A 24898-nucleotide genomic window follows, 5' to 3' on the forward strand; every position below is an offset into this window, starting at 1 on the left:
GTCTTGTGACCCAATAACGTATGCCGGTGTGTTAAACGGACGGTAAGACCCCAAGTGAATTTCCTAGATCATGCATGATTCACATTCATTTGCCGTTTTAATTTCATCGTCTTCTGTAAACGTTCGAATGTAATAAAGTGACTTAATGCCCTTTGTCCAGGCGTAATTCCGTAACCGGTTAAGGTCTCGGGTTGTCATCTTTAAATTGTTATTGTCCTTCCACTCGTAAAGGTCAGGTTTCAAAACTGAACGCATAAATAGTGTCAGACTCATGCCTTGATCAATGTGCTTTTGAGCTACGGCATAGGTGTCAATAATTTTTCGTTGATCAATATCATATGCGGGTGTGTAGTAAGGCAAAGTTTCGTTAGACAGGTAAGGTGCTGGATAGAAGATTGAGCCTACCTTATTTTCCTGACGTTGTTCTACTAATTGTGTGATTGGATGAAGTGATGCACTTGTTTCATTGACGTACGAAATTGACCCGTTCGGTGCCACAGCGAGTCTATTACGATGATAAAGGCCGCCAGTAATCACATCTTGCTTGAGTGCCTTCCAATCTGTAACAGATGGTAATTTAATATTTTTGAAGATTTTTGCAACTTTGGTACTCTTGAATTCAAAGTCTGCGTTCAAGTATTGATCGAAGTAACTGCCATCAGCGTACTTTGATTGGTCAAATTTAGCGAAGGTTTCGTGACGTTCACGGGCAATTCGATTGCTCGTAACGAGTGAATAGTAGTTTAAAGCTAGGAAGTAGGCATCAGTAAATTCAAGGGCCTCTGGTGAGCCATACTCAATTTGGTGGCGTGCAAGGGCAGTATGCAGACCCATAGCCCCTAATCCAATCGTGTGGTAAAGTTCGTTACCATGTTTAACAGTCGGTACTTCCTTAACGTCGGTTGTGTCAGTTACGAGGGTGAGCGCACGAACAGCAACCTCAACTGAGTGACCGAAGTCCGGCGAGTCAATCATATTCATGATATTAGTTGATCCGAGATTACATGAAATATCGGTACCAATTGTCTTGTACGATAGGTCATCATCAAGTTTTGACGGTTCTTGAGGCTGTAAGATCTCACTACAAAGGTTACTCATAATAATTTTGCCATCGACAGGGTTAGTTTGGTTGGCCGTATCAATGTTCAAGATGTAAGGATAACCAGATTCTTGTTGGAGTTGAGAAATCTTTTGTTCTAGTTTCCGCGCGTTAAAAACTGACTTCTTAATATTGGGGTTAGCGACCATGTTGTTATATTCTTTGGTGATATCGATGTAAGCAAATGGCGTACGATATTCACGTTCGACATCATAGGGACTAAAAAGATACATTGGTTCGTTAGTCTTGAGTAATTCATAATACTTATCAGGAACAATCAAACCGAGGGACAAGGTCTTCACCCGAATTTTTTCGTCCGCATTTTCCTTTTTGGTATCCAGAAAATGTAAGATGTCAGGATGGAAGACGTTGAGATAAACCACTCCGGCGCCGTTCCGTTGCCCAAGTTGGTTACTGTAGCTAAATGAGTCTTCAAGTAACTTCATCACTGGTACAACGCCAGACGAGGTGTTGGAAATCTGCTTAATAGGATCACCTGAGGCGCGCAAGTTTGACAGGTTAACGCCGACGCCCCCACCGATTCGAGATAGTTGAAGGGCAGAATTAACGCCGCGTCCAATTGAGAGCATGGAGTCGGCCACATCGATTAAAAAACATGATACCATTTCACCGCGCCGTTTTTTACCCGCGTTGAGAAACGTGGGGGTGGCAGGCTGATAACGTTGTGAAATCAATTCATCGGCAATGTCATTGGCAAGTTGTTCATCACCATTAGCGAGATAGAGGGCATTGAAGACGACGCGATCGACAAAGTCTTCCAAAAATTGCTGGCCATCATTAGTTTTCATGGCATATTGTGTGTAGAACTTGTAGGCACCGAGAAAGCTGCGAAAACGAAAGTGATGGTCTCTCATTTGGTCGAACAAGGACTGCACAAACTTGTGAGAGTATTGTTCCAGGATACTTGGATCGATATAATCTTCGTCAACCAAGTAATTTAACTTGGCATTTAACGAATCAAATTGCTTGGTCTTCGGTTTAACTGTCTCTTCGAAATAAGCCTTTAGGGCTTCTTGATCATAATGTAGCGGAATTTCTCCGTTGCTTGGGATATTTACGAGGTTATTTAAGTAAAAATAGGTATTTTCCATTTCTGGGGTGCTAGTTACCATTAGGGATTACTCCTTCGTTGTTTGAAAACAAAATTGATTGCGATAGGTTAAGATGGCATCGGCAATGCGAGGAATGTCGTGTGCGGTGCCACGTAGCTCAAAATCGGTAATGTAAGGAAAATCGAAGCGTTTAGCATATTGTTTAGCCGTGAGTGCAAACTGCTTATTAAAATTACGATTACCGCTACCGATAATACCGTAGCAATGCTGGTAATTGCCTTCGTACGCGAGGTAATCTCCCAAAATAGTGGTTAATATTTCAGTATAACCGTCATTAACCCCATTACCACCTTTAAGAAAGGCTGGTAGGAAGGTAACAAACGGCTGGTCAAGAGTGGTGAATTCAGGGTGTTCTTTAACATTAATTGAACTAACCCGAACATGACGTTCTTTCTCAAAGTATGTTGTCAGTCTGCTAATAAAATATTTCGTGTTGCCGCTCAAACTGATGTAGAGAATATTTATGGTTTCCGTAACTAATCATCGCCCTTTTTCTATATATAGTGGTTAGGCGATCATTATAGCACTATATGTGGTGTCCGTGCAAATTGGTGGACGATCTGATTGATCTACAAATTGTGTTGAATATAAAGATTCATGCGAGGTGGCTAAAATGGGCCCACCGTTGGTATTTTGAGCTGCACTAAGAGACGATAAACGGGACTTTTAATGAATGGAAGCAAGCTCCCAGGACCCAGCTCACAGTTTGCACCAAAGGCCTTGTTATCAATTGAGAAGAGCACACTGTACGGTTCATGATCAAAAAATATTTTGATTATGTCTACTAGTTTTTACCTTTGTTTTAGTACAAAAAAACGTGCGTCCCCTAGAACTATTAGAAAGTTAATTTAAAATAGTCGAAGGATAATTAAAGGCATGCTATAATGCGGGGAAGAAAAAGAAGCCCTGCGTGAACGGAGCTTCTCAGACAAGCCGCTTCAAAGGCGGTGGCAGAAATTTAATAAACGATTTTAGCTCGTCCTGTGACCTCTACCAAAGTTACACAGGGCGGCTTTTTTATTTGTGGTGCTTGTCGATATAGCTGAGGAGCGCGATTAAAAACGTGCCAAACAGCAACATCAACGAGAGTGTCTGGAAGACGCTCATTGACTGTGAAACCTTCCTGAAGATTATTCCATGTTCACATAGCCTCACCTAGCAGGGGATCAGACTGTCCTGTGCAGCGACTTTTTCGAAATACGATTTATCTAATAGATGCTCATTATGTTTCATCTTTTACACCTGTTTCCATTTGGAATTCAGATAAGAAATCACGCATATACTTTGTTCGACGACGGGCTTCTTGCTTTCCCATTCTGGTATTCATTGAACCTGCTAATTTCAGCAGCTTTTCATAAAAGTGATTGATGGTTGTACTTTTGTGATGGCGATAATCATCGTGTGTTTTGATTTTCTTCACTAATATTTTGGGATCGTATATTTCTTGTCCAGCGTGCCCGCCGTAAGCAAATGCACGTGCTATGCCGATTGCACCTAGTGCATCAAGTCTATCAGCGTCCTGAACACATTTACCTTCGTTAGAAAGCTGGTAATGGTGTTCAAGGTTGTCCGCATATGACATATGCTGAATAATATCTAAAATGTCTTCTCTAGTCGGAGTTGTAATATTCTCATGATCAAGTATAATTCGTACTTCCCTCAGTCTATTCTCTTTATCCGCAGTGACTTTTTCGTCTATGGTGTCATGCAAATAGCTAGCTGCTTTCACAATATACAGACCAATATCGGTTTCATCTTTTTTAAAATCGTTTATATATATTCTTTGAGCTAGCTTAGCAACTCTTTGGGCATGAAGAAAATCATGCCCGGTTGGATCAAAAGCCATATTTCCCTTAGAAAACGATTTTATATCATCTAAACTCATTAATCTTTATCTCCTTTAGTCACTTTATTTTTTAAAGCTATCAGGCATAGGGAAAGCGTGAATACTGCAACCAAAAGTAAAATCAAGAAATTGATTGATAATCCCCATCTTGTCCCCAAAATTACACTTTTCTGTTGCTTCTGTAGCAAAGAAACGATGGACGACGATATTGCAATTCCAACCGCTCCTGAATAAGCTTGAACGGTCATGTAAATCGAGTTACCATCATTTACTAAACTAGCAGGTAGTTGAGACAAACTATAGGTCATGATGTTACTGTAGCTAAAGCTCAGTCCCACCATAAAAAGCATATATATTAAAATTAGCCCGCCAATACTTGGCGTAAATAGGTTGGCGCCCAAAAAGGTCAGTCCAATTATTGTACAACCACTTATAATTGGTAAACGGGGCGCAGTTTTATCGTAAATAATCCCCGCAACCACTGACAGTACTGCATCAATCACAGCGGCAGGAGCAATTAGAAATCCTGCCAAGCCAGGTGACTGGGCAAAAAGTATTTGTAGCACATTGGGGATTAAGTAGGACATACTCAAAGAACTGAATTGCAACAGAAAAAAGGCACTTAACAACTGCAAAAAACGTTTGTTTTTAAAAAGAGCTAATTCCAACAATTTATGGTTCTTATTTTTCTCATTAAGAAGGAAAAACAAGCCACTAAAGAAAGCTGTTCCTAGTAAAAACAAATTCAATTTAAAAGAGTTACTATTATCGGTTAAATTAACAATAAATATCAACGTCGTTGTCAAAAAGATGGCTAAGCAAATGCCCCCACGTAAATCGAAGGAAACGTAATGAACTGGTGATCTTTGTTCAATACTAAGCTCACCAATCAGCCAAGTAACCGTAATAATTGGTATTAAAATTATAAACAGAAAATGCCAATTTAATGTGTCCTGAATTATACCGCCATATATGGGGCCAACGGCTGGCGCAAAGGCAATAACTAGACTGCCTATCCCCATAAAAGTACCAACTTTTTTCTTTGGTACTTGATTTAGTATGACAGCAAACATCAACGGTAACGCGATTCCATCAGCAATTCCCTGACATAACCGGCCTAGCAAAACTAAATTAAAGCTGTTGGCAAAGCTGGCAATCAATGTACCAACTAAAAAGCTTAAGCATGAGATTCTAAATAAGGTTATCACGCGAAAGCGTTTTAACAAGAAGGAGCCAAATGGAATCAAACTAGTTGAGACTAACATGTATCCAGTAGTCAACCATTGGACTTGACTGATAGGTATAGAAAAATATCTTGTTAATTGTGGGAAGGTAATGTTTAACGCTGTTTCAACAACTATTCCTAAAAAGCTTAAAAGCCCAATCGAAATTATGGCGCTCAATAATTTGTTGTGTTTCTCTTGAACCAAGAATTACACCTTCTGATTACTATATGTTGTTTTTATATTAGATTATAACACTATATATAGTGTTATGGCGATTGCTCATACATGTTTTTAAGAGCAAACTAAGTTTCTCTAGTCCTTGAGAAACTACATTAAAAATAGTCGAAAGTCAGTTATAGTCATGCTATAATGTAGACAGAAAAAGGAAGCCCCGCTGATAACAGGGATTCCCATGTAGAGCCGTTTAAGACGGTGGCAAACTTAATAGATTAGACTAAAAATAATCCATCTGCTCGCCAAAGCTAAGACGGATTATTTTTTTTGCTGACTTTTAATCAGCTCAACAATTAATGCAATTAAGGCCACGATAAAGGTACCGAAAGCCAGCATTAATTGTAAAGCGTCCGACACGGACACTTAGGCTACTCCTTTCGTTAGGATTAATGGGCTTTAAAGGTTTAACACCATAAGCACCACCTCCGATCGGAAATAGCCACCGCCTTAACTTCTCTACAAGTTTTAATTATACAGGAAAAATATGTGTCGAACAGTTACTGCTCATCTTTATTTGTTACGTCACTAATTTTCATGCTTTTTTAAATACCACCAAGAGCCAAACCCACAAATGAGTGCGACGATCGGTCCTCCAATCACTAGTACCCATAGTGCTGTTGATTTAGGAACTGGTTGGGTTAGAAAAACGGAGAGGCCAGGAATTCGGGCACCAATTCCAAGTAGAGAATCAATCACAATAAAAATATAAACAATGATTAGAAACGGTAGCCGTTTACGCTCAGCTGTATAAATCATTGTTGTGATGGTAAGCAAAACGAGAATGGTTCCAATCCCATACCAGCCGGGTAAACTAATCGCAAGCGGCGTTTTTAAGAAGACGCTGCCAATAACGATACCAGCGAAAGTAATTGTTCCAAGCACGTAGCTGGCCAATTTTATCAACTTGTTTTTTTGATAAGTTTCTTGTCCAATTAACCACAAGACTACGAGTGAAAAAACAAAGCTAATTGTGCCGAGAATAATCAGTTTACCAAAATCTAAATTTGATGTTGGTAATACGATATTGGGAGTGGCAAATAAAAGGACATAACCAATCAAGATGTAACAAGCTAGTTTAAATGTTTCAAAGAATGATTTGGGTAATGTTTGGAGGATTTCATCAGCTAATGTTTGTGGATTTTTTCCAAAATAGTCTTCTGCGTTTTGACCATTGTTTTGAGCGTCAATTAAATCATGTAGGATTTCTAACAAAAGCTGTTCAACGTCCTTTTCTCGATTAAAGGTTGACTTCCCACGGATATAAGTTAGCAAATCTTCATAATACTTTTGATTTTCAGAGGTCAATTTTTTGCGAAGCAGGTTGTTAGCTTTGATCAAATTATCGCTATTCATTGGTCGTTCCTTCTTTCGTTGATTAGGTCATTAACGTTGAGTGAGAGATTAGCCCATTGAGTTAGAAAGGTTTTTCGAGCTTGCTTCCCAGTGCTGGTTATATAGTAATATTTTCGTTGTGGGCCCTCTTTGGAAGGCTTAGTTTTACCGACAATCAGCCCTTTTCTCTCCATATTCATCAGCAGTGGATAAATTGTCCCCTTAGGAACGTCTGTAAAGCCATATTTTGAAAGTTCTTGGCTAATTGCATAACCATAATAAGGTTGATGATTAATTAGAAGTAGCAAACACCCTTGGAAAATACCTTTAAGCATTTGGCTGGAAATATCTGATTGGGACAAGTAATCACCTTCTTCACTACTTTGCATTGCATATTAGTAGCATAACATATCTAACTGGTTTGTAAAGCAAACTAGTTAGATATGTTTTAACAAGCGCTCAAATAGTCTGATTACTTAGACTGAATGGCTAAGATCATTATTACTTTTATTCCTCCACAAAGTCTAGTGTTGACTAGTTTACTTGACAATAGAGGCGCTACAATGGACAAAAACAAAATATTAAAAGCAGCTCAACTGGCAAAGGATGATGAAGGGAAAAGGAATACCATTTTAAAAAGTCAAAGTATTATATTTGGATTTTACTCGCTGGTTTTACTCTTCATGTTAATTATCCGGTTATTTCGGCATGAACCTCTTAGTGATGTGTTCTTTTTGATTTTACTTGGCAGGTTAGGCGTTGAAATAGCACAAGTCATCCAGAAACACTCTCTGGCATCTATTCTGACGTCGTTCTTCCTAATCGTAGCGGTCTTCTACACTGCATGGCTTGTGGTAATTGGAGGGTAGAAGTTGTCTTGAAAAACATAATTTTAGAAAATCACTTAAAAGTTGCGCGAGCAGAAAAGAGTCTGAATCAACCCCAACTAGCGAAGTTAGTTGGGGTTTCACGCCAAACAATCAGCAATATCGAGACTGGTGAATTTGTACTGTCAGCAAAATTGGCACTGTTTTTATGTCTTGCTCTGGACAAGAAATTTGAAGCTTTGTTTTATTTTAAAGAAGAATAGGACCAAATTAGATCATATGGCCATTAGGGTATACCCTAGTGGACGCCACGCTAATTTATTGAAAAAGGAAAAATTCTCCTTTCCCTAGATTATCTGTGTTTAATCTTGAATTTATAACGTTTTGATTTCCATTTACCATTTTTGATAAATCTTCTGGGGCTGTAAAATTTGAATGCAAAGGAGCTTCTTGATAGGCACTTTCCCCATATGTGATTGGATTCGTCGCATAATAGCCATTGATGAGCATCACTGGTAGTGTTGCTTGTTGATTACCTGTAAACGGTACTGAGTCCCGAACACCCATGTGACCATCACCCAAGGCAAAAATCGTCTCCAGATACTGCCGATTCGTCGTTGCCACATCTTTTAATGTTAACTTATCAATTTGCATAGTCTCCCCCCACTTTCGACTTCATTTGCTGTAGTATAACATCCGAAATAGAGCGGTTTCATCGATTTGAGAATCACTTTGCTGCTTTTCGCATAAAACAATCGCTTAGTACCGACAGTATACTAACGTTAATGAGAACGTATTTAAAGTGACGGAATAATCTCGTTGTAACCAAAAAGCTTTGCTGACCTGACAATCAAGTTCTCGATTATCAGGTCAGCGAAGCTGAAATTATTTCTCAATACGCTTTATATAGTTGTAACACTCTCACGTTCAACCAATGTGACTGGGACTAACCGCGTGGCAGATTTGCCAACCAAACAATTAACACTTTCAATACCAATCTGGACAAAATTCTGGGTAACACTTGTCAACGCAGGAGTCGCAATATCGCAGATGAGCGTTCCATCAATGCTGACAACAGAAAGCGCCCCAGGTAGCTTCACATTACTCTCCTGAGCAGCCTTTTGTAGTCCGGCCGCCGTCATATCACTAGCTGCAACAACCCCAGTAATGCCCAACTCTTGATAAGCATTAAAAACATTATAACCAGCCTGATAACTATAATCTCCGGGTTGCACCCATTCAGCTTGCCCATGAATCGAATAATCTTTTAACGCCGCTTGATACCCAGCAAGCCGTTGACTACCTGTATGATAATGGTCAATTCCGGCTAGGCCAATTGTCCGATGACCATGCGAAATTAAATACTTTGTCGCCAAATAGGCCGCCTGATAATTGTCAGAGCTAACAGACTTGACGCGTTCATCTGCTAGATTGATCGAAACAAAACAAAACGGTGTCTTTGATTCTGTTAATAATTGTAAGTCTGCTTTATCTGGATCAATCGCCATTAACAAAATACCTGAAACAGTACGTTCCAAGGCGGTCACAATTGCTTGATGTTGTAACTCGGTATTCCGATTACCAGCATATAGAATAATAACCTGTAACCCGATCTCAGTCGCGCGCTGTTGAATACCATCAATAATTCCACTTGAAAAATTCGTCGGCGTGACGTTGACAATAACGGCAATCACGTCGGTCTTCTTTTTAACCAATTCCATGGCTAGTGTATTCTTCCGATAGCCGAGATCCTTAGCAACTTTTAAAATACGCTCCTGAGTCTTGTCGCTATATGTACCCTGTTTTTTCGCCAACACTCGTGACACTGTAGCAATTGAAAAGCCAGTTTTAGCGGCAATATCTTTGATTGTTGGCTTCATTTTTCCAGCTCCCCTCCGATTTAAATTAATTATAGCGCTAAAAGCAGGTAAAATCATGGTCAAAAGCGTAAACGTTTACTTTATTATTAAAATAGTATTGTAAACGTTTGTATTAAGTGCTAGTATTGCCCTGTTGAAAAATGATTACATTTTAAGGAGATGGATTCTCATGAACAAACCTGCAGTACGAGAGTATAAAATAGTTTGTGTAAATAAATAAAATCCTATTGAAAAGGGAATCCCTTCCCCGTATGATTAAATCGTCAAACCAAACCAAAACGGAGGGATTCCCCATGGAACAGTTTACCAAAGATTTAACCAAAACTCTATTATCAAATGGCGATGTTAAAGAACTTTTTCGCCAACAACTTGAAAAAGCTATTAATCAAATCTTACAAGCTGAGTTAACTTCGTTACTCGGTTATGATCCTTATGAACGTAATGGTTTTAAGGCTAACAATTATCGGAATGGTCAATACTTTCGGTTAATTGATTCCGAATATGGTAAGTTGAAAATTGCTGTGCCGCGTGACCGACAAGGCAAGTTTCATAATCATTTACTTCCAGCTTATTCTCGTCGTCAAGATGCTTTAGAAACTACAATTATTCAACTTTACTCTAAAGGTGTTACCACTCGTGAAATCGCTGATTTGATTGAGAAAATGTATGGTTCTTATTATTCAGCTACAACTGTTTCTAACATTACTGCTCAAGTAACTGAGCAGATTGAAGCTTTTCATCAACGAACCATTAAAGCAAACTATGTTTGCTTATTCTTAGATGCAACTTATTTACCTTTGCGTCGTGACACAGTTCAAAGAGAAGCGGTTTATATTGCCTTAGGAATTACACCCACTGGAATTAAGGAAGTTCTTGATTATCGCATTGCACCCAGTGAAAATGCTGAAGTCTGGTCGGAAATGGCAGCAGATCTTAAGCAGCGAGGGCTTAAACAGGTTCAATTAATTATTGCGGACGGAATGGTCGGACTTCAACCAGCGCTGTTACATACTTTTCCTAAAGCAAAATTTCAAAGATGTTTAGTTCATGTTATGCGTAATATTAGTACACATGTCCGTTTAAAAGACCGTGAGGTCATTTTAAATGATTTCAAACAGCTTCATTCGGTAACTAATAAAACTGAAGCTCATAAAATGCTTGCCGATTTTTATAGTACTTGGGAAAAGCAATACACAAATCTGATTAGTCACATTAGGTCAATTGAAAAGGAATTATTAGCTTTTTTGGCTTTTCCAGCCGCAATACGCCCAACCATTTATTCAACAAATATTATAGAATCGCTAAATAAAAAGATTAAACGCAAGACTAAAGCAAAAGAACAGTTTCCCAATGAAAAATCATTAGACAATTTCATTGGAGTGAAAGTAATTAGTTACAACGAAAAGAACTTTAATCGAATTCATCGTGGATTCGGACAAGTTAAGGATACATTAGAATCACTTTTCGACTGAAAAGATTTAATTTTATGGAGAAAGGGCAATCCCTTTTACACAAACTTCTTGACACTCCCTGCAGTACACCCGAATAAACCAATCACTGATGTTTCCAGTAAGCCTAAGACATCTACTATTGCTAATTCGCTGCCCAACCTCCCATTAAAAACCATCTTTGCAATTACCTTTGGTTTTTGTGGGGTTAATATGGCCTTCTCATTACAATCATCACAGATGAGCCGGATTTTCCAGACCATTGGCGCTGATCCCACCAAACTAGGACTCTTCTTCATTCTGCCACCATTGGCTGGATTATTCGTCCAACCACTAGTCGGTAAATACTCTGATCGAACTTGGACGCGCTTTGGTCGTAGAATGCCCTACTTACTATTCAGCGCACCATTAGCGGCGTTGGTCATGGTGTTATTACCAAATGCTGGTTCATTCGGCTTTGGCTACGCTTCAACTGCTGCATTACTATTTGGTGCTATTGCTATTTTATTTATGGATTTATCAAGTAATGTTTGCATGCAACCATTCCGCATGATTATTGGAGATATGGTTAATGAAAATCAGAAGGACAAAGCATGGTCTTGGCAACAAGCTTTCAGTAATCTAGGAGGCGTACTTGCTACTATTCTACCGTTCGTCCTAACTTACTTTGGTGTTGCAAACACGGCGCAAAAAGGCGTTGTCCCTCTTTCTGTAAGAATTGCGTTTTATATTGGTGCCATTATTTTATTAGGCATCTCAGCATATACTATTCATACGGTTAAGGAATATGATCCTGACACGTACGCACTTTATCATCACATCGATCCTGAACAACATAAGCACACCAAACCTATTTGGCAATTAGTAAAAGAAGCCCCGAAAGCTTTCTGGGAAGTTGCCCTCGTTCAACTATTTGCCTGGATTGGTATTCAATATATGTGGACTTATACTACTGGTGCTATCGCCGAAAACGTTTGGCACACAACTAATGCTGCTTCGGCTGGCTATCAAGCTGCCGGTAATTGGTATGGAATCTTGACATTCGTTCAATCAATGGCCGCCGTTCTATATGGTTTCTTAGTTCTTTCACGGACTAATCCATACAAGCGAAAGTTTTGGTATCGCTTTGGCTTAGCTAGCTTCGCAGTTGGCCTCGTTTGGGTATTCTTTATTCACAACCAGTACCTATTAATTGCCCCATTCTGTTTAATCGGTATCGGCTTCTTTACGGTGCACGTCGAGCCCTTTAGTATCTTTACTTCTTCACTAAATGGTGCCAATGAAGGCTCATATATTGGAATTTTTAACGGTACGATTTGCTTGCCACAAATTCTCGCATCCGTTGCCAGCTTCATGGTCTTTAAATTCGTTGGTAATTCGATGCCTGGAATGATGCTTATTGCTGGTATCTCAATGTTCATCGCGGTACTTGCCATTAGTATTATTAAGCAAGACAAGCCTCAAGAAGATTTGTCAGAGAATCCAACTAAATAAAAGTCATTTTACTAAGGAGTGTTTTTTAATATGAGTGCATTACCAAGTTACACACAGAACGGCCAAACGATCACGTTTGCTTTTACCCAACCATTACAATTAACTATTGTTACGCCGGAAATCATCCGCGTCTTTATTAATCGCGGTGAGCAAGGTGACTCCTATGCAATTGAGGGTCATAAAATTCAGGCGACTGATTTCACTATTGAAAGTGCTGGTGATCATTACATTATCCGGACATCAGCTTTAACGATTCACCTCGATTCCGAACGGCATCTTGATACCTTTGATAAAGATGGCAATGCCTTGATTACCGATTATCGTGGTGAACGCATTCACTTGAAAGGTGTCGACAAAGTCCATGAACGATTAGTTGAGGCAGAAGGCCATTCAGTGACTAAGGCACCTACTAAATCTGATCAAGGTTACTACGAAATCATTAAATCGCTAGCACCTGATGAATATTTTTATGGACTTGGTGACAAGACCGGATATCTAAACAAACGTGGTTTTGCCTATGATAATTGGAACGTTGATAACCCCGCTCCCCAGCTGGAGATCCTACCTAATATTTACAAGTCAATACCAGTGATCTTGGGGCTAAAAAATGGACATCCTTACGGTATCTTCTTCGACAATACCTACAAGAGCCATTTAGATATGGGCAAGGAAAGCAACCATTACTACTTTTATTCAGCTGTCCAAGGTAACCTCGACTACTACATTATTGGTGGTACCACGTTAAAAGACATTGTCACCAATTACACCTACTTAACTGGTCGAACGCCACTACCTCAAAAGTGGACGCTCGGTTACCAACAATCACGGTGGGGTTACAGTGCTAGTCAAGAAGAAGTGCAAGCAATTGCAGATAACCTTGCAAAGTACGACTTACCATGCGATGCGATTCACTTTGACGTCGATTACATGGATGGTTATCGGGTCTTCACCTGGGACAAGGATAAATACCAAGGTAATCCCAAGAAGTTTATTACCAAGTTGAACCAGCAGGGTCTCAAGGTCATCCCGATCATCGATCCCGGTGTTAAACAAGATTCTGACTATCACATTTATGCCGAGGGTCTTAAAAAAAGCTATTTCGTTAAATCTGCTGACGGTGATGTCTATATTAACAAAGTATGGCCAGGTAACGCTGCTTTTCCAGACTTCGGTCGTCCAGAAGTTCGTCAGTGGTGGGCTAACAACGGTAAATTTTTAACTGATTTAGGTGTCGCTGGTATTTGGATCGATATGAACGAACCCGCTACGTTCGAAGGTCCGATTCCAGATGACGTGGTCTTTAATGATCAAGACACGCCTTCAACACATAAGAAGATGCATAACGTTTATGGCCATAATATGGCTAAAGCAACCTATACCGGACTAAAAGAGCAAACTGGCAACCGACCATTTGTCATCACACGGGCAGCTTACGCCGGAACTCAGAAATACTCGACTGTTTGGACCGGTGACAACCGCAGTATGTGGCCACATATCCAAATGATGATCCCACAACTCTGCAATCTAGGATTAAGTGGCTTTAGTTTTACTGGAACTGACATTGGTGGCTTTGCCTCAGACACGACATCTGAATTACTGACACGGTGGATTGAAGGGGCAATTTTCAGTCCACTGTTACGGAACCATGCAGCATTAGGGACTCGCCAACAAGAACCATGGGCATTTGGCGAGCCAACGTTAAACATTTATCGCAAGTATCTCAAATTGCGTTATCGTCTGATTCCTTATCTATACGATTTATTTGCTAAGGAAACCAAAACTGGCTTACCAATCATGCGTCCCGTTGTCTTAAACTACGATCAGGACCCTCGTGTACGCGACTTGAATGACGAATATATGGTTGGTGACGACATACTAGTTGCCCCCGTTGTTCAAAAATCTCAATTTAAGCGGCTAGTTTATTTACCAGCTGGGAACTGGGTTGATTTTTGGAACGGTGCTGAGTATGCCGGTAATCAGGACATTGTAGTCGATACCCCACTCGATAAACTACCATTATTTGTAAAACAAAACACCATTTTGCCATGGGGACCCGCTGTTAGCCACATTAGCGATGAGCCGTTGAAAGCGATGACGTTTAGAGTATTTGGTACTCAAGGGACCTACCAACACTATCAAGATAATGGACGTGACTTTAAGTATCAGTCAGGTGAATGGAACAATTACACAATTACCGTTGATCACAACAAGGTTAATGTGCAACTCACTCATCACGGTTATCAACCAGTTTATCAGCAGATCACAGTTGAATTGTCTGATCATGTTGTTAAACTCACTTACGATAATGACAGTAGCTGTTATCGAGAATAGTAGCTTAATATTTTAATCCTTAAGGTAGATTGTAAAATTAATCCGAACGCTGTTCGGACAAAAAAGATCAGCTTCCTTTAAAATGGTGTTTACCACAAACCCATCTTTTAGGAGCTGATCTTTTGTCTAGTATAACCTATTCCGAACGAATTAAAATCGAAACCTTTTGTGAACTAGGGCTGTCCAATATCCAAATGGGCGTTCGGCTGAACCGATCACCGTCAACAATTTCTTATGAATTATCTCGATGTCAACCTTATCAGGCTGAATTAGCACAAACAGATGCCGAATACAAGCGATCACGATGTGGTCGGAAAACTAAGCTGAGCGATGAGTTAAAGCAAAAAATTCTCAACCATTTACGTCTAAGCTGGTCACCAGGAATGATTGCTCACGAATTTAAACTAGCTACTAAATCTATTTATAATTGGCTAAATCAGGGGAGAATTGATTTCTCCTTGAATGATCTACCTGAACATGGCGTACGCCAACGGCGTAACGTTGACCAACGATCCAAATATAATCAATCTTTGGGGCGATCAATTGAACAGCGTCCCATGATGATTAATCAACGTAATCGCATCGGCGATTTTGAACTAGATACAGTCGTTGGTCCTCGTGGGCATAGTAAGGCAGTTTTATTAACTTTAATCGATCGCAAATCACGGTTCCTTTGGGCATACCGGTTAAAAGATCGGACGACAGCGACTGTTAATGAAGCACTAACTAAGTTCCTAACCACTTTTAATGGTCCGGTGCACAGCTTTACTGTGGACCGTGGCACTGAGTTTAGTGGGCTAGTATCACTTGAATCACAATATGGTATTAAGACCTATTACTGCCATGCTTATACGCCAGCTGAACGTGGTAGTAATGAACGCTTTAATCGGAATTTACGTTATTTTTATCCTAAAGGGACTCGTTTTGAGCACATTAGTGCTCAAGATTTAACGACGACGTTACTCCAAATTAACCAGCGACCGCTTAAAATACTCGACTGGCAAACACCGTATCAGGTTATGCTGACAAATTTGTCCAAAAATTCGGATTAAATTTGCAATCTACCTCATACATTCAATTTATTCATTAATTTATATTTAGGAATATAAGGACCAAATTGTTTAACAAATGAGGTATTTATCCAAATTAGTTTGAATAAATTGGTATTACTATTAAGCAACAGGCGCCAAAATTATTGAATATTAGAATTAATTCTAATATTTACTCTATAAGCTGTTGGAGATATTCCAACGTAATGCTTGAAAATCCGCATAAAATAATTAGGGTTATTAAAAGCTAAAGTGTAGGCGATCTCAGAAATATTTACAGAACTATTTATTAGCATATATTGAGCAGCTTTAACTTTTTGTATATTAATATATGAGCTGATTGTTTGATTATATTTTTTCTTGAATGAATGCGCCAAAGAACTTTTAGAACAGCCTAAATTTTGAGCTAAAATTGTTAAAGATAACTTTTGATTAATATGATTTTTAATATAAGATGAACATTTTTCAGGAATTAATAAAGCAGATTCATCTTTTGTTTTTTGAATTTCTTTAAAGCAACGAATAGCCACTTGTTTCATCCAAATTTCAAAGGGGGGAATATCTTTCTTGAACTCAATTGTCCCTAAAATGTCATCCTGTATTTTAAGAGCAACATCTATTAGTACTTGTCCACTTTCAATAACGTTACTCATTAATAAGCTTACAAAACGAATCATAACGTCCTTTTCTCCTCGAGCATAGTTATTTTGTTCGAATATCGTACCCATATATTGAGTCAATGTTAATTTATCTAAAGCCTTATTAAATTGATTAAAATTAAGATTCTTAATGGTTTTAAAAATCGTTTGTTCATTTTTAAATTTAGCAGTTAAGTCTATTTTGGAATTAAAATCTACTTCCTTTTGAGCAGTAGGTATTTTTTTTACACACGTTTTCCAATTAGGCTTTTTCTTATTAGTAAACAATTGATAAGCCAAGGAGCTCAATGAATTAAGATTATCAACAAATTTAGCGATTTCACGATAATCTCGTGGAATATTAGTTGTATTAATATGTGGGATTATAAGTAATTGACGAATTTTATCGATTGGAATGATTGTGACATAAAAATTATTTAGATTAACAATAGTTAAAGTATTGGGAACTTGAAGCTGGAGCGCTTCTTTAGCTAATTCTGTCATATTAAAAGCATTATTATCAGAAATTAGGGAAATATCAGTTCCATCGGAAAAATAAAAATCCACTGATGCTACATTACCTAATAAGGAAAACAGTTCTTTTTTCATAAATTTGGCCTCAATCAAATATACAAAATAGTATAGTTATTTGCAAAATAATATAGTTAATTTTGTCACTGTTAATTATATACTTACCCTTAGGTATTAACAATTAATTATTAAAAAGGGACTTGTTTTATGGAAAAACAACATTACAAGATGTATAAAGATGGCAAAAAATGGGTTTTTGCAGCAGTTACTGTAATTGCTTTAGGGGTTGGGTTAAGTGAAAGTACATATGTTGTAAAAGCAGATAGTACTGTGACTATTGCATCAACTGATGATTCAGTAAATACTGGCTCTGCCAGCAAGAATCCTACTGTACCTGTCACATCAACTGATGATTCAGTAAATACTGGTGCCGCCAGCAAGAATCCTACTGTACCTGTCACATCAACTGATGATTCAGTAAATACTGGTGCCGCCAGCAAGAATCCTACTGTACCTGTCACATCAACTGATAATTCAAAAAAAATTAAATCTTCACTTGTTATCAATCATTTAGAAGAGAAAGGCAATCTTGAAAACTTGGCCTTATCATCTGATAGTGTCCAACCAGCTACTTCCATTAGTGATGATACTTATTTAAAAAATTTAGGAATTGATATTAACAACCTAAATACTAACAGTGTTTTAAAATTAGCCTCTTTGTTCCATATTTTTGCAAATAAAGCTAGTTTATCAGCGGATACTAATGGTAATTTAGCTGTTAAAATTTTAAATGGCTCTAACGATTTTGGTACACGTGGTGATTCATACAATTTAACTAGCGGTGATATTTATTACATTCAACAACTGGCCAAAAATCTTCAAAGTAACGCTTTTAGAAATAAAACATTTAATCATGTAGTATTAGGTAAAGATGTTAGTGTATCAATTGAAAATAACAAGGTCTTGATCAATGGTATCACTATGGATAATTTAAAACCTGAAGATGTTTATCAAGATACCAATGGGCAGACCTATATTGATTTTAGTGATGTATTTCAGCAACTAGTAAAGGCATCCACCAGTTATGCTAGTACTCCTCAGTCAAAAGGTGTTATTTCAAATTATGATGACATGAATAATCGCTATGTTGATGTTTCGAAAGTAGCAACTGGAACACAAATTATTTATGTAAATGTTCCATTTAAATATTTGAGTGCTGCTCAGCCGATTACGATCAAGGGAATATCTCATTTAGAAAATGGCCCTACTGTCGTCATTAACGTTACTGATATTCCAAATGGTGATCAAAATATTTCTACACAAGTACGTGTGGTGCTAGTTTGTAACATTTAGAAATTTAACAAAAAAGTCCAACCCAGTTAGACTCATAAGTGACAAAACTTAAAAGGAGTAATAACTGTGTTGAACCACCTCAAGTTTAAGCAAAATCGTCACGAATTACAAGTTAGTTTCCATTACTTTTACCAGTTATGTTCATTACTTTATCAGCGTTATTGTCCGCGTAGCGTCATTGAGCGGCGCAACGTTGAACATACTAAAATTACTGATATTAAACTTTTAGCTTTACTGTGCTTACAAGTCACACTGGGAATTCAATCGCAACGCCGCTTCTATTATCTGATGGCAGCGTTTATGCCGCGGCAAATGGTGGTATCACGTTCACGTTTCAACCGCCGCGCGCAACAATTACTGGCAGTAGTCAATGCCATTCGCTCAGGTATCACTAAGGATTATGCTCATTCGGGCGACCTAGCGATTATCGACAGTTTACCCAACCCACTATGTGCCAAAGTTCGTAATTTCAGAGTTAGAATTTTTGCTGGGAAGGCCAACATTGGCTATAATGCCACCAAGAAAATGCCATTTTATGGGTTTAAAACCCACATGGTCGTCACGGCTAATGGCTATATTCTGAATTATGTGATCACGGCAGCCTCAGTTCATGATGCTAAGGTAGCGCCTGAGCTAATTAGCGGTTGTCCTTGTCCCAATATTTTGGCCGATGTTGGTTATGTTGGGAAAAAACTCAAGACCAGTTTTAGAGCCCTAGGCTATAACTTATGGACGCCTTATCGTTCTAATATGAAAGGTGCTAAACAGCATAATAAACGTCAACTCAAGGCGTTACGGCGGACAATAGAGTCACGCTTTTCAATTTTAGCCCAGCAATTTGGGATTGAAACCAATCTCACCCGTAGTCTATTTGGTTTTCAATTAAAGATTGAATTGACGATATTGGTATACAATTTAGGCTTTTTTGATTTTATGACGAACTAGCACCACGCGTATACATATTATATTTATGCAATCAGAATGATTGGAAGAGTTTATATGATAAAAAAAATTTTTTTCTTTCTTATAACTACTCTATGTGCATTCTTAATAACACTTTCGTTAGGCGGGATTAATATTAGTGCTGATTATAAGAATATATCTCCTGTATATACAACGGATAGCAGTGGCACCTACCCTACGAATAATTGGCATCTTACTGATCCCAATCAGACGGATGTCATTAATCCGCAGGGAGGAACCAGCACAAGTTGGGATAACAATACTAGTTGGAGCGGAGATTCTACGGATACTACCAACTCTTATATAAAATATGGTACAGACACAAGTAACCCAGATTTCGCTATTCGTAAGTATGCAAAAGAAACTGATACACCCGGTCTATATGATTTATATCTAAATGTTCGTGGCAATCAACAACAGGATATCAAACCAATAGATATTGTACTTGTCGTTGATATGTCTGGATCCATGAACTCATCAGTCAATGGTGGTACAGATAGAGTTGGTGCAGTTAGAAGAGGTATAAATGATTTTCTGACAACTATTCAAAACGCTGGCTTAAGTAATTATGTAAATGTTGGCGTGGTTGGTTTTTCTAGTCCAGGATATGTTGGTGGCCGTTACGGTCACGGCTATGTAAAAACTGATTTGGGCTCTGTTAGTGATAGTCATAAGAACGCTATTAAGGCTATGCTTAATGATTATTTTTGGGGGGGAACATTTACTCAGCAGGGAATCCGTCAAGGTGCCCAAATGTTGGCTAATGATACTAGCAGTAATAAGAAAATGATGATTTTGTTGACGGATGGTGTCCCAACTTTTTCTTATAAGGTAAAGACGTCTAGCAACATCAATGATACCGTTTACGGTGATACATTTAATACACGAAGAATTGATGAACCAGGCAACACATCAAAAATACGCTGGCCTTACCGGACGACTTCTGGGGATCTAATTCGTGATACGTGGGCTGCGACATTGGGTGAAGCTAAGATAGCTAAAGATAAGAATGACGAAATTCACGCTCTTGGCATTCAATTAACCGCTGATGGTAAATATTTAAATGCCGATCAAATCGAACAGCGCATGAAACTACTGGCCTCTGATGATTCAAGTGGGAATCCTTTATATGATTCTGCAGGATCAGCTACTGATGTTACCAATTATTTAAATTCTCAGGCTAATGATGTTATTAAAAACTTTAATACAATTAATAACGGATCAATTTCTGATCCGTTAGGTAGTCAATTTAATTATAATTCTGATACGGCTGATGTAAAAAGTGTTGGTTCTACACCAATAAATAGTGACGATTTGCCAACAGCCAAGATTAGTAATGGAAGTTTAAATGTTTCCAATTTGAATTTAGGCAAGGGACAAGAGGTACAGATCCATTATCAAGAGAGGATTAACACCGAGTCTAATAATTTTGTCCCTGATAAATGGTATCAAATGAATGGTGCAACTACTCTAACCCCGAATGGTGATGATCCTAGCAATCAAGTAGATTTTGGTATTCCTTCCGCTAAGGCACCGGGGACAACATTAACTATCAATAAAGTATGGAATATGCTTCCAAATGATAATAACATTCCTGATAGTATTGATTTTACAGTTAATCGAGGCAATACGACAGATAATAATGCTTGGACTCAGGCAACTGGTAGTTTGTCTAAAACTCAAAACTGGACAGGAACTTTTGGCCAATTAATTTATAATAATTCGAGTGTGTATTTGCCTAAATTCAATAATCAAGGTCAAGATTTTACTTATAATTTAAGCGAAGATAACGTTGCAGGATTTTCTTCATCAATTAACCAAGTATTAAATAATTTTACAATAACAAATAATGAACTGGGATTAGCCGTACAAAAATTTGATTCAGATGGTAATAGTTTAACTGGTTCACAATTTACACTAGTCAAAGATACTGATAATTGGCAAGCAACCGATAGTTCATTTACCCCTGAATCAATCAATGGTAATGATAATCCCATTCCAATCAAGCCTGGTTATTATGAATTAAAGGAAAGTACCGCCCCAGTGGGTTATTCTTTGGATGCTTCAACCATTAAATTTCAAGTAACCGAAAATGGGCAATGGCTAGATCAGCAAGGAACTCCAATAAGCAATAATACATTACCTTCCAGTGATGGTTTCTATGTTAATAATCAAAATGGTAATGACATATTAACCTATGCTAAGCATGATAATATTAAGCCTTTTACTTTGACAGTTAATAAAATTGATAAAGTAACTAATCAGTCAGTTAAAGGTGCTGAATTTCAATTAACAAATTCTGATACTAATCAAACTATTCAACCTGATGAGTCTGGGGATACGGCTACTTTTACTTTTAATAATCTTCAGCCAGGTAACTATGTCCTCAGTGAAACTAAGGCTCCTACTGACTATGCCCCATTATCTAGTGGCATTAATTTTAGCATTGATAACACCGGTAAAGTTACTATACCAGATGGATATGATAGTAATTCTGAATTAACTGCTGGCAATAGTAATAATACTATAAGTTTAACCATTCCTGATACTCCCACATCAGGCCAATTACCAGCAACGGGTGGTCCGGGAATCACTATTATATTAGTTACTGGTTTGATAATAATGATCACTACCGCTGCGGGAATAATATTCATCTCCCGTCGTAGATGGGAGGTGTAGAAATGATGAAGAAATTAATGTTTATAGTTATTACATTCTTAACCTTCCTTAGCATTTCGACAATTATCAAGCTCCCAGTTCAGGGAGCTAGCAATGTAAATAATGTTCAAATTGTTTTACATCATCGTATTAGTGAAGATGGTAATTTTGTTGAAGTAAATAACGATGGTAAAGAGCATTACTACAATGATGGAATGGTTGATGGTGTAAACACCACCTTTAGTGTTTATGATTTAACGACCAAATACACTGATTATTTAACACACAACCGCTCGCCTGAGAATTTATTTCAAAAAATTGGTGTGATGAGTCCTACTAAGATTCAAAAATTTATTATCGATAATAAACTGCATAAATTATTTAACGTCACTACAAACAATGCTGGGATTAGTACATTTGATGTTAATGGTAGCGATTATAAAGCTTATCTAATTGTACAGAATAATAACGATAATTATGGAACGCAATCATTTGCGATGCCAATTTCTATTAGTTTTCCATTTAGGGACACTAACACTGGGAAACCAATGTCAGTTATTCACATTTATACAAAAGCTACTAATCTTAGAAGGGCACCCTACTTCTTTAAATATGGTAAAGACAGTTGTGGTAATAAATTTCCCTTAGGGGGAGCTAAATTTGTATTTTATCGTTTTGCAGATAATCATCGCAAAGAATATTTAGGTATAAATAATGATTGGGTAACTTCCTCAGATCCTAAAAATGATTATCGGATTTTAAAATTATCCTCACATAAAAGTGGCTTGGTATTATTACGAAAGTATGATCTCACACCAGGAACATATTACTTTAGTGAAGTTCAGTCAGCCAAAGGCTTTAAAATTTCTAATTATGCTCGTCATATACCTGTTTGGATACCGGGATCTTTGACCAACTTAGGATTTAGTAGGGACATTATTGTTAATCATTCTCGGATTCCACCTTTATCTGCTTATCAAGTTCCTTTGTCTGTTTACTATAACCGTGATTTACGAATTTATAATTGTCAAAGGAGATTCTCTTCTAACACCATAACAAATGGTAAAAGTGGAGGGAATGGAAGTCACAGTAAAAATGGTGGTTCTCAACCCGGTTACGTTGATAAAGGTGGTGGTAATTACAAGACAAATAATGCTAATCGCAAAGGAATAAAGGGATTATTGCCTCAAACGGGGGAGCAACAATTAAAATTTTCTTTACTGGGAATAGCATTGATATTATTGGGAATAATTATTTACGTATTTAATCATAGAAGAGGCGAAATAAAGAATGAAAAGTAAATTAAAATCGTTAATTACAGGGTTAATTATGATCCTACCACTACTTTTGTTGTCATTTGCAACCCCACAAAAAGTATACGCAGCAGACACTGATAATAGCGTTAAGGTCACTTTGCATAAGCGGGTATTTGACAGTGCTCAAAAAGCAAAGCAAAATACTGGTGAAATAATGAATGATTTTGGTGGCACTGGTTTAAATGGTGTTACCTTTAAAGCTTACAATGTAACTGATCATTATTTATCATTAAGAAAGAGCGGTGATTCTGCTCAAGATGCTGTCACTGCTATTCAATCTGATGCTAAAGATAGTGATAATCTGCCCTCATATGCAGGTAGTGCTGTTGCTGCAGAAACAACTGCTACTTCTAAGGGTGAAGATGGTATTGCAGCTTTTGATAATTTGAATCTTAAAGATAGTGATGGCAATTATCAAACCTATTTGTTTGTCGAAACCGATTCACCTACAGATGTTACTCAACAAGCTGCACCAATTGTTTTGACAATGCCGATTTATAAAACGTCTGACACATCAGCTATTAATCATGATATCCAAATTTATCCTAAGAACGTTAAGAGTACCCCAATTACTAAGGATCTAGATGAAGCTTCTAAGAAGGACTTAGCAGTTACATTACCTGATGGATCTACCATTTACAACGCTCAATATGGTAAAAGCTTCGGCTATAATATCACAGTTAATGTTCCTTGGAATATTAAGGATAAAGACACTTTCAATGTTGTTGATAAGCCAGATACAGGCATTGATATAGATGCAAGTACTGTATCTACAGATGGTTTAACCAAAGGTACTGATTATACAGTTAACAAAAAAGATAATGGGTATCAAGTTGTCTTTAAGACCACTTCAGCAGCTGTGCAAGCCTTAGCCGGAAAATCATTAACCATTACCTATAAAGCTACTTTGACCAATAAAGCTACTCCTGATACAGCGATCGGTAATACAGCTACACTAAATATTGGTAACGGTACAGATATAACTTCTACCCCGGCCAATGGGCCAAAAATTTATACCGGTGGAGCTCAATTTGTTAAGAAAGATTCTCAAAGTAATAAGACCTTAGCAGGTGCTAAATTTCAATTAGTAAAAGTAGATAGTAATGGTAATATAGTTTCTTATGCTACGCAGGCATCTGATGGTTCCTATACTTGGAGTGATTCTGCTACAGGTGCCACAACGTATACTTCAGATACAAATGGTTTGGTGGCACTTAAGGGATTATCATATTCAGATAAGCTTGATTCTGGTGAAAGTTATGCCTTATTAGAAATTCAAGCCCCTGATGGTTATGCGAAATTGGATAGCCCAGTTAAATTTAGTATCACTAAAGGCTCTTTCGACGATTCTAATAAGATCACAATCGATAACACTAAAGAAGGTCTTTTACCAAGTACCGGTGGTAAGGGAATTTATATCTTTTTAGCCATTGGTATTGTCATTATGATTGTTGCCTTTGGTGGTTACAAAGCCATTAAAAAACATGAAGAAATCTAATTATTATTTCTAGATCAAAGATGAAGGGACGCCAATAATTAT

At 37.8% G+C, this 24898-nt stretch carries 21 protein-coding genes and 1 pseudogene; 11 read left to right on the plus strand and 11 right to left on the minus strand.

The features are described from left to right. Window positions 1-63: 63 nt before the first annotated feature. The 8 genes from nrdE to AB3219_RS02755 form a co-directional block, all read right to left on the minus strand. Entirely contained in the window at window positions 64-2211 is a 2148-nt protein-coding gene (gene nrdE, locus AB3219_RS02720) for a class 1b ribonucleoside-diphosphate reductase subunit alpha (protein WP_367369453.1), read from the minus strand. Window positions 2212-2238: 27 nt separating this feature from the next. Beyond that, a complete protein-coding gene (gene nrdI, locus AB3219_RS02725; RefSeq protein ID WP_072533468.1) occupies window positions 2239-2697 on the minus strand; it encodes a class Ib ribonucleoside-diphosphate reductase assembly flavoprotein NrdI in 459 nt (152 codons plus the stop codon). 552 nt (window positions 2698-3249) lie between these two features. Further along, window positions 3250-3339: a putative holin-like toxin gene (locus tag AB3219_RS02730; protein WP_021353390.1), complete on the minus strand. Its 90-nt coding sequence runs from the start codon at window positions 3337-3339 to the stop codon at window positions 3250-3252. A gap of 115 nt (window positions 3340-3454) precedes the next feature. Then, complete coding sequence (locus tag AB3219_RS02735; protein ID WP_064578714.1) at window positions 3455-4117, minus strand: HD domain-containing protein; 663 nt, start codon at window positions 4115-4117, stop codon at window positions 3455-3457. Continuing rightward, on the minus strand, window positions 4117-5508 hold the full coding sequence (locus AB3219_RS02740; protein ID WP_260365961.1) for an MFS transporter: 1392 nt from the start codon (window positions 5506-5508) through the stop codon (window positions 4117-4119). The genes AB3219_RS02735 and AB3219_RS02740 overlap by 1 nt, the downstream gene beginning before the upstream one ends. Before the next feature lie 288 nt (window positions 5509-5796). Further along, window positions 5797-5901 carry a putative holin-like toxin gene (locus AB3219_RS02745; protein WP_006293514.1) on the minus strand — a complete coding sequence of 35 codons (105 nt, stop codon included), beginning with the start codon at window positions 5899-5901 and terminating at the stop codon, window positions 5797-5799. A 162-nt stretch (window positions 5902-6063) separates the two neighbouring features. Next, window positions 6064-6891 (minus strand): hypothetical protein, encoded by an 828-nt coding sequence (locus tag AB3219_RS02750; RefSeq protein ID WP_216754624.1) that lies wholly within the window; start codon window positions 6889-6891, stop codon window positions 6064-6066. After that, window positions 6888-7259 (minus strand): PadR family transcriptional regulator, encoded by a 372-nt coding sequence (locus AB3219_RS02755; RefSeq protein ID WP_367369277.1) that lies wholly within the window; start codon window positions 7257-7259, stop codon window positions 6888-6890. Before AB3219_RS02755 ends, AB3219_RS02750 begins: the two co-directional genes overlap by 4 nt. A gap of 96 nt (window positions 7260-7355) precedes the next feature. Between AB3219_RS02755 and AB3219_RS02760 the strand changes: the two genes are divergently transcribed. Both AB3219_RS02760 and AB3219_RS02765 read left to right on the plus strand, forming a co-directional pair. After that, on the plus strand, window positions 7356-7739 hold the full coding sequence (locus AB3219_RS02760) for a DUF6442 family protein (RefSeq protein ID WP_236944818.1): 384 nt from the start codon (window positions 7356-7358) through the stop codon (window positions 7737-7739). Next, window positions 7715-7960 carry a helix-turn-helix transcriptional regulator gene (locus AB3219_RS02765; protein ID WP_181021340.1) on the plus strand — a complete coding sequence of 82 codons (246 nt, stop codon included), beginning with the start codon at window positions 7715-7717 and terminating at the stop codon, window positions 7958-7960. Before AB3219_RS02760 ends, AB3219_RS02765 begins: the two co-directional genes overlap by 25 nt. Window positions 7961-8150: 190 nt before the next feature. Here AB3219_RS02765 and AB3219_RS02770 read toward each other — a convergent pair. Then, a pseudogene (locus AB3219_RS02770) lies at window positions 8151-8351 on the minus strand (hypothetical protein); the annotation flags it as partial. 248 nt (window positions 8352-8599) lie between these two features. Then, the gene (locus AB3219_RS02775; RefSeq protein ID WP_182083332.1) at window positions 8600-9577 is read right to left on the minus strand and encodes a LacI family DNA-binding transcriptional regulator; all 978 of its coding nucleotides are present in this window, start codon (window positions 9575-9577) and stop codon (window positions 8600-8602) included. 293 nt (window positions 9578-9870) lie between these two features. Between AB3219_RS02775 and AB3219_RS02780 the strand changes: the two genes are divergently transcribed. The 4 genes from AB3219_RS02780 to AB3219_RS02795 all read left to right on the plus strand — a co-directional run bounded on the left by AB3219_RS02780 (window position 9871) and on the right by AB3219_RS02795 (window position 15902). Then, entirely contained in the window at window positions 9871-11049 is a 1179-nt protein-coding gene (locus AB3219_RS02780; RefSeq protein ID WP_367369278.1) for an IS256 family transposase, read from the plus strand. Window positions 11050-11097: 48 nt separating this feature from the next. Then, on the plus strand, window positions 11098-12519 hold the full coding sequence (locus tag AB3219_RS02785) for an SLC45 family MFS transporter (protein WP_260365885.1): 1422 nt from the start codon (window positions 11098-11100) through the stop codon (window positions 12517-12519). Window positions 12520-12549: 30 nt separating this feature from the next. After that, the gene (locus AB3219_RS02790; protein ID WP_260365886.1) at window positions 12550-14850 is read left to right on the plus strand and encodes a glycoside hydrolase family 31 protein; all 2301 of its coding nucleotides are present in this window, start codon (window positions 12550-12552) and stop codon (window positions 14848-14850) included. A 122-nt stretch (window positions 14851-14972) separates the two neighbouring features. Continuing rightward, window positions 14973-15902 (plus strand): IS30-like element ISLpl1 family transposase, encoded by a 930-nt coding sequence (locus AB3219_RS02795; protein WP_015473476.1) that lies wholly within the window; start codon window positions 14973-14975, stop codon window positions 15900-15902. A gap of 140 nt (window positions 15903-16042) precedes the next feature. Here AB3219_RS02795 and AB3219_RS02800 read toward each other — a convergent pair whose 3' ends face one another. Continuing rightward, a complete protein-coding gene (locus AB3219_RS02800) occupies window positions 16043-17146 on the minus strand; it encodes an AraC family transcriptional regulator (RefSeq protein WP_216754759.1) in 1104 nt (367 codons plus the stop codon). A gap of 129 nt (window positions 17147-17275) precedes the next feature. Between AB3219_RS02800 and AB3219_RS02805 the strand changes: the two genes are divergently transcribed. The 5 genes from AB3219_RS02805 to AB3219_RS02825 all read left to right on the plus strand — a co-directional run bounded on the left by AB3219_RS02805 (window position 17276) and on the right by AB3219_RS02825 (window position 24856). Beyond that, window positions 17276-18421, plus strand: a complete 1146-nt coding sequence (locus AB3219_RS02805) for a KxYKxGKxW signal peptide domain-containing protein (protein WP_367369279.1) — start codon at window positions 17276-17278, stop codon at window positions 18419-18421. Between the two features lie 66 nt (window positions 18422-18487). Continuing rightward, window positions 18488-19366 carry an IS982 family transposase gene (locus AB3219_RS02810; RefSeq protein ID WP_010500113.1) on the plus strand — a complete coding sequence of 293 codons (879 nt, stop codon included), beginning with the start codon at window positions 18488-18490 and terminating at the stop codon, window positions 19364-19366. A 54-nt stretch (window positions 19367-19420) separates the two neighbouring features. Then, window positions 19421-22063: a SpaA isopeptide-forming pilin-related protein gene (locus AB3219_RS02815; protein WP_367369280.1), complete on the plus strand. Its 2643-nt coding sequence runs from the start codon at window positions 19421-19423 to the stop codon at window positions 22061-22063. Between the two features lie 2 nt (window positions 22064-22065). Beyond that, window positions 22066-23343, plus strand: coding sequence for a pilin N-terminal domain-containing protein (locus AB3219_RS02820; protein WP_216754548.1), 1278 nt, complete (start codon window positions 22066-22068; stop codon window positions 23341-23343). Next, on the plus strand, window positions 23333-24856 hold the full coding sequence (locus AB3219_RS02825) for a SpaH/EbpB family LPXTG-anchored major pilin (protein ID WP_367369281.1): 1524 nt from the start codon (window positions 23333-23335) through the stop codon (window positions 24854-24856). Before AB3219_RS02820 ends, AB3219_RS02825 begins: the two co-directional genes overlap by 11 nt. The last annotated feature ends 42 nt before the right edge of the window (window positions 24857-24898 follow it).

This window comes from Pediococcus ethanolidurans (genome assembly GCF_964062635.1).
In the GTDB taxonomy this organism is placed as follows: domain Bacteria; phylum Bacillota; class Bacilli; order Lactobacillales; family Lactobacillaceae; genus Pediococcus; species Pediococcus ethanolidurans.

Bases quoted from the DNA above. Each gene is read 5' to 3' on its own strand.
- AB3219_RS02820 (WP_216754548.1), top strand. From the start codon at position 22,066: ATGATGAAGAAATTAATGTTTATAGTTATTACATTCTTAACCTTCCTT.
- AB3219_RS02790 (WP_260365886.1), top strand. From the start codon at position 12,550: ATGAGTGCATTACCAAGTTACACACAGAACGGCCAAACGATCACGTTT.
- AB3219_RS02825 (WP_367369281.1), top strand. From the start codon at position 23,333: ATGAAAAGTAAATTAAAATCGTTAATTACAGGGTTAATTATGATCCTA.
- AB3219_RS02780 (WP_367369278.1), top strand. From the start codon at position 9,871: ATGGAACAGTTTACCAAAGATTTAACCAAAACTCTATTATCAAATGGC.
- AB3219_RS02800 (WP_216754759.1), bottom strand. From the start codon at position 17,146: ATGAAAAAAGAACTGTTTTCCTTATTAGGTAATGTAGCATCAGTGGAT.
- AB3219_RS02755 (WP_367369277.1), bottom strand. From the start codon at position 7,259: ATGCAAAGTAGTGAAGAAGGTGATTACTTGTCCCAATCAGATATTTCC.
- AB3219_RS02735 (WP_064578714.1), bottom strand. From the start codon at position 4,117: ATGAGTTTAGATGATATAAAATCGTTTTCTAAGGGAAATATGGCTTTT.
- nrdE (WP_367369453.1), bottom strand. From the start codon at position 2,211: ATGGAAAATACCTATTTTTACTTAAATAACCTCGTAAATATCCCAAGC.
- AB3219_RS02775 (WP_182083332.1), bottom strand. From the start codon at position 9,577: ATGAAGCCAACAATCAAAGATATTGCCGCTAAAACTGGCTTTTCAATT.
- AB3219_RS02760 (WP_236944818.1), top strand. From the start codon at position 7,356: ATGGCTAAGATCATTATTACTTTTATTCCTCCACAAAGTCTAGTGTTG.
- AB3219_RS02805 (WP_367369279.1), top strand. From the start codon at position 17,276: ATGGAAAAACAACATTACAAGATGTATAAAGATGGCAAAAAATGGGTT.
- AB3219_RS02815 (WP_367369280.1), top strand. From the start codon at position 19,421: ATGATAAAAAAAATTTTTTTCTTTCTTATAACTACTCTATGTGCATTC.
- AB3219_RS02765 (WP_181021340.1), top strand. From the start codon at position 7,715: ATGGCTTGTGGTAATTGGAGGGTAGAAGTTGTCTTGAAAAACATAATT.
- AB3219_RS02730 (WP_021353390.1), bottom strand. From the start codon at position 3,339: ATGAGCGTCTTCCAGACACTCTCGTTGATGTTGCTGTTTGGCACGTTT.
- AB3219_RS02750 (WP_216754624.1), bottom strand. From the start codon at position 6,891: ATGAATAGCGATAATTTGATCAAAGCTAACAACCTGCTTCGCAAAAAA.